Genomic DNA, 13,256 nt, shown 5'->3' on the forward strand with positions numbered 1-13,256 from the left:
CTGCGGCCCCAATCCGTCATTTTAACCTCGGGCGTTTGCCATTTGGACATGAACGGCAAACTGGAATGGAGGGACACATGATCCACAAGAACTGGGCTGAACTGATCAAGCCGACGCAACTGGACGTGAAGCCGGGCAATGACCCGCTGCGTCAGGCAACCGTGGTTGCCGAACCGCTTGAGCGGGGCTTCGGCCTGACGCTGGGCAACGCCCTGCGCCGCGTTTTGATGTCGTCGCTGCAAGGCGCGGCGATCACCGCCGTTCAGATCGACAACGTTCTGCACGAATTCTCCAGCATCTCCGGCGTGCGCGAAGACGTCACCGATGTTGTTCTCAACCTCAAGGGCGTCGCCATCCGCATGGAAGTCGAAGGCCCCAAGCGTTTGCAGGTTCAGGCCAAGGGCCCCGGCATCGTCACCGCCGGTGACATCTCGGAATCCGCTGGCATCGAGATCCTCAACAAGGACCACGTGATCTGCCACCTCGACGAGGGTGCCGATCTCTACATGGAACTGACCGTCAACACCGGAAAGGGCTATGTCGCCGCGGACAAGAACAAGCCCGAAGATGCGCCCATCGGCATGATGGCGATCGACGCGATCTATTCGCCGGTCAAGCGCGTGTCCTACGACGTGCAGCCAACCCGTGAAGGGCAGGTTCTGGATTATGACAAGCTGACCATGAAAGTGGAAACAGACGGCTCCATCACGCCGGATGACGCCGTGGCCTTCGCCGCGCGTATCCTGCAGGACCAGCTGTCCATCTTCGTCAACTTCGACGAGCCCGAGTCCGCGCAGGCATCGTCCGACGACGACGGTCTGGAATTCAACCCGCTTCTGCTGAAGAAGGTTGACGAGCTCGAGCTCTCCGTCCGCTCCGCCAACTGCCTCAAGAACGACAACATCGTCTACATCGGGGATCTGATCCAGAAAACCGAAGCCGAGATGCTGCGCACGCCGAACTTCGGCCGCAAGTCGCTCAATGAGATCAAGGAAGTGCTGTCGGGCATGGGTCTGCACCTTGGCATGGACGTCGAGGACTGGCCACCAGACAACATCGAGGATCTTGCGAAGAAATTCGAAGACTCGTTCTAATCCCCGCTGGGGGGCCATGTGGCCCCCCGCGTTCGACCCCGGGCAATTCCGCCCCACAAACGGAGCCTGCGACACGCATCGCAACGGCCCACCCTAAAACAAAATGGAGACTATCACATGCGTCACGCACGAGGTTACCGCCGCCTGAACCGCACCCACGAGCACCGCAAGGCACTCTGGGCGAACATGGCCGGCTCGCTCATCGAACATGAGCAGATCAAGACGACTCTGCCCAAGGCAAAAGAACTGCGCCCGATCATCGAGAAGATGATCACGCTGGCGAAACGCGGCGATCTGCACGCCCGCCGTCAGGCTGCGTCGCAGCTCAAGCAGGATCAGTATGTCGCGAAGCTCTTCGACGTGCTCGGCCCCCGCTACAAGGACCGTCAGGGCGGCTACGTCCGCGTCCTGCGCGCTGGCTTCCGCTACGGCGACATGGCGCCCATGGCGATCATCGAATTTGTCGACCGCGACGTCGATGCCAAGGGCAAGGCAGACAAAGAACGCCTCGCCGCTGAGGATGCTGCCGAATAAGCACCCCTTATTTTATTGACTGCAAAAGGCCCGCCGGAACCGGCGGGCCTTTTTGCGTTTTAAAGGTATTGTAGAATCAAAAGACCCACGGAATGATTAAGGCGAAAATGTGGAAAAAATAAGACCTTATGTCAGTCCGTCAACGTATCGACCTGCAAACCGCGCGAATGACTAGGCTGGCACCCGAGGGGTTCTTTTACGCCCTTCATATCCGGTTTGCTTTGCCGCTGCTGCATTACCAAAGCTATCCTAAAGGCTGGATCGAGACCTATACGTCGCAGGCCTATGCCTTGCGCGATCCGATCATCGCCTGGGGCTTCAGCCAGACGGGAACCACCCGCTGGAGCGAGATCACGCTGCTCGATCCGCTCGACATCCTGCCACAGGCGCGGGCTTACGGCATGAACTACGGGCTGGCGGTGTCGGTGGGGCCGATGCAATCGCGCACGATCGCCTCGGCCGCTCGCCACGACCGAGAGTTCACCGGCCCCGAAATTACCGCCTTCGCCGCTTTGGTGAACGACCTTCACAACAATACAGAACCACCCACATCCCTCACCCGTGCTCAGGCTGAGGCTTTGACATCCGTTGCCAACGGAGATCGGTATGCTGCCGCTGCCGCCAAGCTGAACATCTCGGAAAGTGCGTTCAAGGCACGGCTCGCTTCTGCGCGGGCCACGCTTCTTGCGCGCACCACTGCCGAGGCTGTCCAGCGGGCGAAAGAATACCGGCTCATCTGACCTCCTTTCTCTCACGACCATCTGGTCACAATACCTGGAGGACCCATGAAGTCTGCTGCCCTTTCTTTCGCCAATCTCCACAACCATGGCGAGCTATTTGCCAACATACTTCGCGCCCGCCGTGAGGCTTTTATTCTCAATAATCGCTGGGAACTGCCGGAAACCATGGGCATGGAGTACGATCAATACGACACGCCGCAGTCCCGTTGGCTGGCCGTACATGATGCGGGGCGGGTCTATGCCGGGGTGCGCCTGACCCCCACGACCGCCCGTTGCGGCATCTACAGCTACATGATCCGCGACGCGCAGAACGGGTATCTCGATTCGATCCCGCAGGACCTGCTTTATGCGCCCGCGCCGGTGGATGAAGCCACGTGGGAAGTGACGCGCGGGTTCATCGTCGCCGATCTGCCCGCCGCCCTGCGCCAGAAGGTGCGGATGCGTCTGGTGATGGAGATGCTGCGCACCTCGCGCGTTGAGGGGATCGGCCGGATGATCGCGCTCTTGCCGTCCAACTGGCACCGCTGGGCCGCGCGCTGCAAGTTGGACATGGACGCGGCAGGGCGCAACATGAACATGGGCGGCATTGATTATCAGGCCGTCTGGATCGATTTCGGCAGCCAGTTGCACTAGCCTTCGTGCCGCGTCGGGGGTAGTTTCGCGCTCTATGGCTGACCTCTTCGACACCGGCGCAGCAGCGCAAGATACGCCCAAAGGCTCCGGCCCGCGTCCGCTCGCGGACCGGTTGCGCCCGACGTCGCTGGCCGAGGTGATCGGCCAGCAACATATCCTTGGGCCCGACGCGCCATTGGGCACCATGCTGGCCTCAGGCTCGCTGTCATCGTTGATTTTCTGGGGGCCGCCGGGCGTGGGCAAAACCACCATCGCGCGGCTGCTTGCTGATGAGACGGACCTGCATTTCGTCCAGATCAGCGCCATTTTCACCGGTGTGCCGGACCTGCGCAAAGTGTTCGATGCTGCGAAGATGCGGCGACAGAACGGGCGCGGCACCTTGCTTTTCGTGGACGAGATCCACCGGTTCAACAAGGCGCAACAGGACGGCTTTCTACCCCATATGGAGGACGGCACCATCCTGCTGGTGGGCGCCACCACAGAAAACCCGAGCTTTGAGCTGAACGCCGCTGTGCTGTCACGCTCGCAAGTGCTTGTGTTGGAACGTCTTTCGTTGGCCGATCTGGAACGATTGACCCAGCGGGCCGAGCGCGAGTTGGGTCGCAAACTGCCACTTACAGGCCCTGCGCGGGAAGCGCTGCTCGAGATGGCCGACGGCGACGGGCGCGCGGTGCTCAACCTCATCGAACAAGTCGCCGCCTGGAAGGTTGACGGCAAGCTCGACACCGACGCGCTTGCGACGCGGCTGATGCGGCGGGCGGTGAACTACGACAAGAGCGGTGACGAGCATTACAACCTGATTAGTGCTTTGCATAAGTCGATCCGCGGTTCGGATCCCGATGCGGCGCTCTATTGGTTCGCGCGGATGCTCAGCGGCGGGGAAGACCCGCGCTTTTTGGCGCGTCGCCTGACTCGCATGGCGGTCGAGGATATCGGGCTGGCGGACCCGCAGGCCCAGAACATCTGCCTGCAGGCCTGGCAGACCTACGAACGGCTCGGCAGCCCCGAGGGCGAGCTGGCGCTGGCCAACGCGGTGGCCTACCTCGCGCTCGCGCCGAAATCCAACGCGGTCTATGCGGCTTACAAGAACGCCATGGCGGCGGCGCGCAAAACCGGCAGTGAGCCGCCCCCGAAACACATACTCAACGCGCCGACCGCGCTGATGAAGGACATCGGCTACGGCGAGGGCTACGCCTATGACCACGACGCCGAGGACGCCTTCAGCGGGGCGAATTATTTCCCCGACGGCATGAAGCGCAGCGTCTTTTACAATCCGGTCGACCGCGGGTTCGAACGGGAGCTGAAGAAGCGCGTCGCCTATTTCGCCAAGCTGCGCGACAAGCGCAACGGTTGACTCCACAGGCCAGCGGCATATGACGCGCCTATGATACCGACTGTTTTTCATGTGGCCCTTGGCGGCGCCCTTGGTGCTGCGGCCCGCTACGGCGTGGGCCTGGCATTGACGCGTCCCGCAGGGGCCTTTCCACTGGGCGTGCTCGCGGTGAACATCGCCGGGTCTTTCCTGATGGGGCTGATTACGGTCTATCTGGGGGAAAAGCTCCTGACGCAGTTTCACCCCTTCCTGATCGCGGGGGTTCTGGGCGGGTTCACGACCTTCTCGGCATTCTCGCTTGAGGCGTTTATGCTGTTCGAACGGGGCGCGGTCGGGCAGGCCGCGCTGTATGTCGTGTTGTCCGTCGTTCTGTCCATCGCCGCGCTTGTCGCGGGAGCTTTCATCATGCGAGGAGTGCTGGCATGAGCCGCGTTCAAACCCTTCACGTCGGCCCTGATGAGGGCGACCAGCGCCTTGATCGCTGGATCAAACGGCGCTTTCCGCACCTGCAGCAGGGGCGGATCGAAAAGATGTGCCGCAAGGGGGAAATCCGCGTCGACGGCGGGCGGGTGAAGTCCAGCACGCGGGTCGAAGTGGGCCAGCAGGTGCGGATCCCGCCACTGCCCGATCCGAACGAGGTGGACAACCGCCCGCGCGACATGTCCGCCGCCGACATCAAGCTGATCCAGGGCTGCGTGATCTACAAGGACGACCACGTCATCGCGCTGAACAAGCCCGCCGGATTGCCGACGCAGGGCGGCAGCAAGCAGACCCGCCACGTGGACGGCTTCGCCGAGGCGTTGAAGTTCGACTATGACGAGAAGCCGCGCTTGGTCCACCGGCTGGACAAGGACACCTCGGGGGTGCTGATCCTTGCCCGCACGCGCATGGCGGCAAAGGCCCTGACCGAGGCGTTCCGCCATCGCAACACCGAAAAGATCTACTGGGCGCTGGTCGCGGGCGTGCCGATCCCCAAGCTTGGCTCGGTGAAATACGCGCTGGTCAAACAGGGCGGCGCGGGCAAACGCGGTGACAACGAAAAGATGCAGTGTCTGCATCCGCGCGACGTCGACAAGGTCGAAGGGGCCAAACGCGCCCATACCGATTACACGGTGCTGACCTCGCTGGCTGACCGCACCGCATGGGTTGCGCTGACGCCGGTGACCGGACGGACCCACCAGCTGCGCGCCCATATGGCCGAGATCGGCCATCCGATTGTCGGGGATGCCAAATATGGTTCGGTCGCACAGGAAAACCTGGGCGACGGATGGGGCGCTGGCATGGGCGAGGAGATCGGCCGCAAGCTGCACCTGCATGCGCGGTCGCTGCGGATCGAACATCCCGAAACCGGCAAGGAGCTGTGGATCAAGGCCGCGCTGCCGCCGCATATGCAGCATTCGTGGGACTTCTTCGGCTGGAAGGAAAGCCACGCGCCGGACAGCCCGTTTGAGGGACTGCTATGAGTGAATGGGCCGCCAAACGATTCTGGACCGAGGTTTCCGTCGAACCGGTCGATGGCGGCTTTGCGGTCCATCTGGACGGGCGTCCGGTCAAGACGCCGGCCAAGACGTTGCTGGTGCTGCCCAACCGGCGCGTTGCCGATGCCGTGGCCGAGGAATGGCGCGCAGTGGAGGGGGCGATCAACCCCGAGGTGATGCCGTTCACCCGCGCGGCGAATTCGGCTCATGACAAGGTGACGCCGCAGTTCGACGAGGTGGCGGCGATGCTCGCGGCCTACGGCGAAAGCGACCTTCTGTGCTACCGCGCCGAAAGCCCCGAGGCGCTGGTCGCCCGGCAGGCCGCGCAATGGGACCCGCTGCTCGACTGGGCTTCTGACACCTATGACGCGCGCCTGCAGATCACCACGGGCGTCATGCCGGTGGAGCAATCCCCGCAGGCAGTGAAAAACCTCGCAGCACCGCTCTATGCCGCCGATGCTTTCGAGCTAACCGCGTTGCACGATCTGGTGGCTCTGTCCGGCTCTCTCGTTCTGGCTCTGGCCGTGACGCAACGTCGTCTGACCGCCGCCGAGGCGTGGGACCTCTCGCGCGTGGATGAGGATTGGCAGATCGAACAATGGGGCGAGGATGAGACCGCAGCGCAGATGGCCGAAGTAAAACAAAGGGCCTTTCATCATGCGGCCGCCCTGCACGGGATGATTGCCGACTGACGCGCGCGGGCCAAATGCCTGGTACGAGCTGGAAAGCGGGCCTTTTGGCCTGCTTTTTTATGGCGTTTCAAGGGTTCGGCCTCTTGACGTAGGCCTGTTAATCCTCACACTCATAGCCGTTGCGCAAGGAGACTTGCGTTCATCGCCCCGACCCTGACGGGTCGGACAATAATATACCCGCGACATACGCGGGTGAACTCAGGAAGGTATCTTAATGAAAAAATCAGTATTCCTCGGCGCGCTGACCGTTGCAGGTCTTGCTGCCGGTGCGGCTGCTGCCGGCACACTCGACGACGTCAAAGCGCGTGGCACCCTGAACTGCGGCGTTTCGACTGGTCTCGCCGGGTTCTCGACCCCCGACGCGAACGGCGAATGGCAGGGCTTCGACGTGGCCGTGTGCCGCGCGGTTGCGGCTGCGGTTCTCGACGATCCGATGGCGGTGGAATTCGTGCCGACGACCGGCCAGACCCGTTTCACGGCCCTCGCCTCGGGTGAGATCGACCTGCTGGCCCGGAACACCACCTGGACCTTCTCGCGCGACAACGACCTTAAGTTCGAATTCGTCGGCGTGAACTACTACGACGGTCAGGGCTTCATGGCCCCGCGTGAACTGGGCGTCTCCTCGGCCAAGGACCTCGACGGCGCGACGGTCTGCATCCAGACCGGCACCACGACCGAGCTGAACCTTGCGGATTTCTTCCGGTCCAACAACATCTCGTATGAGCCTGTGCCGATCGAAACGAACGCAGAAGCCCAGCAGCAGTATCTGGCCGGTGCCTGTGACGTCTACACCACCGACGCCTCGGGCCTCGCCGCGACCCGTGCGACCTTCGAGAACCCCGGCGATCACGTTCTGCTGCCCGAGATCATCTCGAAAGAGCCGCTGGGCCCGCTGGTCCGTCACGGTGACAACGAATGGGGTGATATCGCCCGCTGGACGCTCAACGCGCTGATCGCCGCCGAAGAGCTCGGCATCACCTCAGCCAATATCGAAGAGCTGTCCGCCGGCACCGACAACCCCGAGATCAACCGCCTGCTGGGCACCGAAGGTGAGCTTGGCGCGATGATCGGGCTCGATTCGGACTGGGCCAAGCGCGCCATCATGGCGGGCGGCAACTACGGTGAGCTGTTCGAAAAGAACATCGGTGAAAGCACGCCGATCGGTCTTGCACGGGGTCTGAACGCCCAGTGGACGGACGGTGGCCTGATTTACGCACCGCCGTTCCGCTAAATATCACTGCAAGGGGCGCGATCCAAGATCGCGCCCTTTCGCCCTAAAGACGTAAGAAAATAATATCGTAAAGACACGAGCGGCCGGATCAACCGACCCGAAGATGTCTTACAGTAGCCCGACAAGGGCGAGGGAGTATGCGGATGACAACGCTCACCGATCCACCGAAAGATCGCTTTCGGTTCAGTCAACTTATCTACGACACACGCTATCGCTCGATCACGATCCAGGTCGTTGCCCTGGTCCTGATCGTTGCGGCGCTCACCTGGCTGGTGAACAACACGGTCGAGAACCTCGAAGAATCCGGCAAGACCTTCAGCTTTGCCTTCCTGGGCCAGCCCGCCGGCTACGACATCAACCAGATGTTGATCGAATACGACAACCAGATGAGCCACGGACGCGCGGCGCTGGTCGGCATCCTGAACACCTTGCTGGTGGCCTTTCTGGGCTGCGTGGCCGCGACCATCATCGGCGTCTTCGTCGGGGTGCTGCGTCTGTCCAAGAACTGGGTGATCAGCCGTCTGATGGCGGTCTATGTCGAAGGCTTCCGCAACATCCCGCTGCTGCTCTGGATCGTTTTGATCTTCGCGTTCCTGTCGGAAGGATTGCCACAACCGCGCGACTTCCGGGGTGAGGATCCCGCAGCTTCGATGTCCGTCTTCGACAGCGTGGCGATCACCGGACGCGGCACCTATATCCCGCGCGTGGGCTTCACCAACAGCCTGAGCGGCAACGAAGCCGTCGCCCCGCAAGAGGGGATGCCTCCGCTGGCCTCCGGCTTGGTCGACTGGCTGGTGATCATCGGCGTCGTCATCGCCTCGATCATCGCCATGCGCTACGTCTCCGCCCGCGCCAACCGCATCCAGCAGGCCACCGGTGAGCGTCCGAACACGCTCTGGCCCAACGTCGCGATCTTCTTCGTGCCGTTGGGCATTGTTCTGCTGCTGCTGGGGGCGACCATCTCGCAGCCGTATCTGCGCGGGTTCAACTTCACCGAAGGGATTTTCCTGCGGAACTCTCTCATCGCGCTCTGGCTGGCCCTGTCGCTTTATACCGGCGCCTTCATCGCAGAGATCGTCCGCGCCGGTATCCTCGCCGTCAGCAAGGGCCAGTCCGAGGCCGCTTTTGCGCTGGGGCTGCGTCCGAACCGGACCATGAACCTCGTGATCCTGCCGCAGGCGATGCGTGTCATCGTGCCGCCGCTGATCTCGCAATATCTCAACCTGACGAAGAACTCGTCGCTGGCGATTGCCGTGGGTTACATGGACGTGCGCGCCACGCTGGGCGGGATCACCATCAACCAGACCGGGCGCGAGCTTGAGGGCATGCTGCTGCTGGGCGGGTTCTACCTCAGTCTGTCGCTGATCATCTCTGCGGTGATGAACTACTACAACAACCGCACAAAGCTGATGGAGCGATAGGATGTCGGATACCCATGCACAAACCGTTCGCTACGTCCGCGAGACGATGCTGCCCGAGCGCGAGCCGCCCCTGGCCGAGACGGGCGTCATCAAGTGGATGCGCGAGAACCTGTTCTCAAGCTGGATCAACGCGATCCTCACCATCGTCTCGCTCTACATCATCTTCGTGGTCCTGTCGGCCATCATTCCGTGGCTCCTCAATTCGGTCTGGGACGCGGAGTCGCTGACCGAATGCCGCGAAATCCTTGCGGCGCAAGGGCTGTCGAGCCATGACGGCGCCTGCGGGGCGGTCCTCACCGCGCGCTGGCACCAGCTTGTCTTCGGCTATTACCCGTCCGAACTCTACTGGCGGCCGATCCTCGCACTGGCGCTGTTCCTTGTGGGCATCGCGCCCGTGCTCTTCGCCAACCTGCCGCGGCAGATGTTGCTGGTCTCGGCGGCGGTGCCCTTTGTCTGCTTCTGGCTGCTCTGGGGTGGATCGGTCTGGTTTCCGGTGATGATCGCGCTGGGCTTCGTGCTGGGCTATCTGGCCATGGTCCTTGTCGGCAAGGCGCTGAGCCCGCTGGCGGGGATCATCGCGGCGATCGTCTTGCCGATCCTCTATTGGATCTTTCTCGCCGGACCTTTGGCCGCCGCGATGGCGGATGTGATCCCCCTGCGCATCGAAGAGGTTCAGAGCCGGGCCTTCGGCGGGTTCATGTTGTCAGTGGTGATCGGCCTTTCGGCGATCATCCTGTCGCTGCCACTGGGCATCCTGCTGGCGCTCGCACGGCAGTCGAACCTGTTCATCATCAAGACTTCGGCCGTTGTCTTTATCGAGGTGATCCGCGGCGTGCCGCTGATCGTCTGGCTGTTCACCGCGCAACTGCTGTTGAACTACTTCCTGCCGCGCGGCACCAACTTCGATCTGACGTTGCGCGTGATCATCATGGTGACGCTCTTCTCCTCGGCCTATATCGCCGAGGTGGTGCGCGGGGGCCTCGCCGCGCTGCCGAAGGGCCAGTATGAGGGCGCGGATTCACTCGGTCTGGATTACTGGCAGTCCATGCGGCTGATCATCCTGCCGCAGGCGTTGAAGATCTCGATCCCCGGGATCGTGAACACCTTCATCGGCCTGTTCAAGGACACCACGTTGGTGGTCTTCATCGGCCTTTTCGATCCGTTGGGCATCGCCGGCGCGATCCGCGCCTCGACCGAATGGAACGGCATCTATTGGGAGCTGTTCGTCTTCATCGGTCTGATGTTCTTCATCGCCTGCTACAGCATGGGCCGCTATTCACTTTATCTGGAGAAAAAACTCCAGCGCGAACACCGTTAAGGAGACGTTAAATGTCTGACACTGCAACCAACCGCGTGATCAATCGCGACGCCATGACGGTCTCTGACGAGGTCGCGATCCAGATCACCGATATGAACAAGTGGTACGGCACGTTCCACGTTCTGCGCGACATCAACCTGACCGTGAACCGCGGGGAACGGATCGTAGTCTGCGGGCCGTCCGGGTCCGGCAAATCGACCTTGATCCGCTGCATCAACCGCCTGGAAGAGCATCAGGCAGGCTCGATCGTGGTGGACGGGACAGAATTGTCCTCGGACCTCAAGAACATCGACAAGATCCGCTCCGAGGTTGGCATGTGCTTCCAGCACTTCAACCTGTTCCCACACCTGACGATCCTCGAGAACTGCACGCTGGCCCCGATCTGGGTGCGCAAGACGCCCAAGCGTGAAGCTGAAGAAACCGCGATGCATTTCCTCGAGAAGGTGAAGATCCCCGAGCAGGCCGACAAATACCCCGGTCAGCTTTCCGGCGGTCAGCAACAGCGGGTCGCCATCGCGCGGTCACTCTGCATGCGGCCACGGATCATGTTGTTCGATGAGCCGACGTCGGCGCTTGACCCCGAGATGATCAAGGAGGTTCTCGACACGATGATCGAGCTTGCGGAAGAGGGGATGACGATGATCTGCGTCACCCACGAAATGGGCTTCGCCCGTCAGGTGGCCAACCGCGTGATCTTTATGGATGCGGGTCAGATCGTTGAGCAGAACGAGCCCGAAGAGTTCTTCAACAACCCGCAGTCAGAGCGGACGAAGCTGTTCCTGAGCCAGATCCTCGGCCACTAGGGCAGGTCCCTCGGGACGATGAAATCAACCACTTGGGCCGACCGGGGAACCGCGTCGGCCCAATCGTTTACGGGCAGGTCGCAGACCAGTGTCGCCGCCGTCGGGTAACGTCGGAATTTCGGATGCGACGGGGCTTCGGCGACCACATCCTGCGCGAACAGGCCGATGCCGGGATTGTGCCCCAACATCAGAACCGTATCAGCCCGCGCGGCCTTCAACGCCTTGAGCATCACTTGCTCTGGCGCAAGATAGAGCGACTGCAGGAACTCCGTCTCGGCCTCAACCCCCAGCCGCGACAGGGTTTCGCGCGTGCGGGTGGCCGCAGAGCACAGCACCGCGTCGGGCAAATACCCCTCTTGCCGCAGCCACGCGCCAATTCGCGCCGCATCGGCGCGCCCGCGCGCGTTCAGAGGCCGTTCGATATCGGAGAGGTGCGGTCCGTCCCAGCCGGCTTTGGCATGACGCATCAGAATCAGTCGTTTGGGCATGACGGGTGGAAAACCTCCATATGATACGCGGTCTGCGCCTGATCCCGACCATAGCGCTGACTGACGGGGCAGGCCATGCGCACACGGCAGGCAGCCCGGCAGACGGGATCGGTGCCGATATGTGTCTTGCACAGTGGCACATCATAGCCGCCGGGTCCAAGGGCGCCGACCGGGCAAGCGGTGCGGCAGGGCTGCCCCGCACAGGTGTCACAGGGGCGCGCGGAAGCGGCGGGCAGGTCCAGCCTGCGCTCAAAACGAAGCGCGCCGCGATAGGACACCAGCAACCCTGCGTCCTTGTGCACGAGCAGACCCACGGGGCTTTGCCAGGCCTCACCACTGCGCAGGGCCCAAGTGATGAAGGGATGGTAGGGCGGACCGCCAAATGGAAAACATGCCTGCGCGTCCAATTCGTCGGCAAGGGCGGTGATCGTCACGTCGGACCAATGGTCGAGCGGATCGGGGCCGTAAAAAGCTGGCTGGCGGGTCACGAAACCCCAGAACCCGGGCTCTAGCGGGCCAAGAAGAATCGTCGTGCCGCCTTCGTCATGAAGCCCGCCCAGCGGCGTCAGGTGGACGGCGGCGGCGGCCGTCGCAACCTCGGCCAGTGTCACTTTGCCGCGCGGATGATCGTGCCCGCGCCGTGGTCGGTGAACAGCTCAAGCAGGCAGGCATTGGGCGCGCGACCATCGAGAATGACCGCCGCACGGACGCCGCCGCGCAGGGCCTCCAGACAGGTCTGCGTCTTCGGGATCATCCCCCCCGCAATCACCCCTGCCGCCGTCAGTTCGATCACCTGATCGCTTGTCAGATCTGTGAGCACCGTCTTCTCGGCGTCCATCACACCGGGCACATCGGTCAGCAACAGCAAACGGTCCGCCGTCAGCGCCGCCGCAATCGCGCCCGCGGCCGTGTCGCCGTTGACGTTCAGGGTCTCGCCGTTCCGGCCCGCGCCAAGGGGCGCGATGACCGGGATGGCGTTGGCGTCGAACAAGGTGCGCAGAACGCTGGTGTCGACCTCGGCCGGCGTGCCCACCAGACCCAGTTCGGGCGCGTCCTGAACGCAGGTCATCAGGCTCGCATCCTTGCCCGACAGCCCCACGGCGCGGCCGCCCTGACGGTTGATCGCGTTGACGATCCATTTGTTGACGCGACCCGACAGCACCATTTCTACTACTTCGACGGTCGCCTCGTCCGTCACCCGTTTGCCGTTCACGAAGTCCGAGGTGATCTCCAGCTTCTCAAGCATCTCATTGATCATCGGCCCGCCGCCGTGAACGATGACGGGGTTCACGCCAACCTGCTGCATCAGCACCACGTCACGGGCGAAATTCTCCATCGCGGCGTCGGAAGACATGGCGTGACCGCCCAACTTGATGACAACAATCGCGTCGTTGTAGCGCTGAAGATAGGGCAGGGCCGCGCTGAGCGTGGCGGCGGTGGCGATCCAGTCGCGGTTCATGTCTTGCTCTCTCATGCCTGATTCCGGGGGCG

General features: G+C 62.5%; 15 protein-coding genes. 12 read left to right on the plus strand and 3 right to left on the minus strand.

The window, feature by feature from the left end; genetic code table 11:
* The first annotated feature begins 77 nt into the window (after positions 1-77).
* From DC363_RS11150 to DC363_RS11205, 12 genes are all read left to right on the plus strand, one after another.
* On the plus strand, positions 78-1,094 hold the full coding sequence (locus tag DC363_RS11150) for a DNA-directed RNA polymerase subunit alpha (RefSeq protein ID WP_108641277.1): 1,017 nt from the start codon (positions 78-80) through the stop codon (positions 1,092-1,094).
* A 117-nt stretch (positions 1,095-1,211) separates the two neighbouring features.
* On the plus strand, positions 1,212-1,628 hold the full coding sequence (rplQ, locus tag DC363_RS11155) for a 50S ribosomal protein L17 (protein WP_108641230.1): 417 nt from the start codon (positions 1,212-1,214) through the stop codon (positions 1,626-1,628).
* Between the two features lie 128 nt (positions 1,629-1,756).
* On the plus strand, positions 1,757-2,368 hold the full coding sequence (locus DC363_RS11160) for a helix-turn-helix transcriptional regulator (RefSeq protein ID WP_108641231.1): 612 nt from the start codon (positions 1,757-1,759) through the stop codon (positions 2,366-2,368).
* A 45-nt stretch (positions 2,369-2,413) separates the two neighbouring features.
* Entirely contained in the window at positions 2,414-3,001 is a 588-nt protein-coding gene (locus DC363_RS11165; protein WP_108641232.1) for an acyl-homoserine-lactone synthase, read from the plus strand.
* A gap of 34 nt (positions 3,002-3,035) precedes the next feature.
* The gene (locus DC363_RS11170) at positions 3,036-4,355 is read left to right on the plus strand and encodes a replication-associated recombination protein A (RefSeq protein ID WP_108641233.1); all 1,320 of its coding nucleotides are present in this window, start codon (positions 3,036-3,038) and stop codon (positions 4,353-4,355) included.
* Between the two features lie 30 nt (positions 4,356-4,385).
* Entirely contained in the window at positions 4,386-4,760 is a 375-nt protein-coding gene (crcB, locus tag DC363_RS11175; protein ID WP_108641234.1) for a fluoride efflux transporter CrcB, read from the plus strand.
* Positions 4,757-5,797 carry an RluA family pseudouridine synthase gene (locus DC363_RS11180; protein WP_108641235.1) on the plus strand — a complete coding sequence of 347 codons (1,041 nt, stop codon included), beginning with the start codon at positions 4,757-4,759 and terminating at the stop codon, positions 5,795-5,797. The genes crcB and DC363_RS11180 overlap by 4 nt, the downstream gene beginning before the upstream one ends.
* The gene (locus DC363_RS11185) at positions 5,794-6,504 is read left to right on the plus strand and encodes an ATP12 family chaperone protein (protein WP_108641236.1); all 711 of its coding nucleotides are present in this window, start codon (positions 5,794-5,796) and stop codon (positions 6,502-6,504) included. The genes DC363_RS11180 and DC363_RS11185 overlap by 4 nt, the downstream gene beginning before the upstream one ends.
* Positions 6,505-6,718: 214 nt before the next feature.
* Positions 6,719-7,735: an amino acid ABC transporter substrate-binding protein gene (locus tag DC363_RS11190; protein ID WP_108641237.1), complete on the plus strand. Its 1,017-nt coding sequence runs from the start codon at positions 6,719-6,721 to the stop codon at positions 7,733-7,735.
* Between the two features lie 143 nt (positions 7,736-7,878).
* Positions 7,879-9,156 carry an amino acid ABC transporter permease gene (locus DC363_RS11195; protein WP_108641278.1) on the plus strand — a complete coding sequence of 426 codons (1,278 nt, stop codon included), beginning with the start codon at positions 7,879-7,881 and terminating at the stop codon, positions 9,154-9,156.
* Position 9,157: 1 nt separating this feature from the next.
* Positions 9,158-10,474, plus strand: a complete 1,317-nt coding sequence (locus DC363_RS11200; protein ID WP_108641238.1) for an amino acid ABC transporter permease — start codon at positions 9,158-9,160, stop codon at positions 10,472-10,474.
* Positions 10,475-10,485: 11 nt separating this feature from the next.
* A complete protein-coding gene (locus tag DC363_RS11205; RefSeq protein WP_108641239.1) occupies positions 10,486-11,277 on the plus strand; it encodes an amino acid ABC transporter ATP-binding protein in 792 nt (263 codons plus the stop codon).
* Here the strand turns inward: DC363_RS11205 and DC363_RS11210 are convergent.
* From DC363_RS11210 to argB, 3 genes are read right to left on the minus strand one after another with little or no spacing between them, the layout of a single operon-like run.
* Complete coding sequence (locus DC363_RS11210; RefSeq protein WP_108641240.1) at positions 11,274-11,765, minus strand: SixA phosphatase family protein; 492 nt, start codon at positions 11,763-11,765, stop codon at positions 11,274-11,276. The two genes, DC363_RS11205 and DC363_RS11210, sit on opposite strands and share 4 nt — an antisense overlap.
* A complete protein-coding gene (locus DC363_RS11215; RefSeq protein ID WP_108641241.1) occupies positions 11,750-12,376 on the minus strand; it encodes a ferredoxin in 627 nt (208 codons plus the stop codon). Before DC363_RS11215 ends, DC363_RS11210 begins: the two co-directional genes overlap by 16 nt.
* The gene (gene argB, locus DC363_RS11220) at positions 12,373-13,239 is read right to left on the minus strand and encodes an acetylglutamate kinase (RefSeq protein WP_108641242.1); all 867 of its coding nucleotides are present in this window, start codon (positions 13,237-13,239) and stop codon (positions 12,373-12,375) included. The genes DC363_RS11215 and argB overlap by 4 nt, the downstream gene beginning before the upstream one ends.
* Between the last annotated feature and the right edge of the window lie 17 nt (positions 13,240-13,256).

The organism is Thalassorhabdomicrobium marinisediminis, from assembly GCF_003072065.1.
Classification (GTDB): domain Bacteria; phylum Pseudomonadota; class Alphaproteobacteria; order Rhodobacterales; family Rhodobacteraceae; genus Octadecabacter; species Octadecabacter marinisediminis.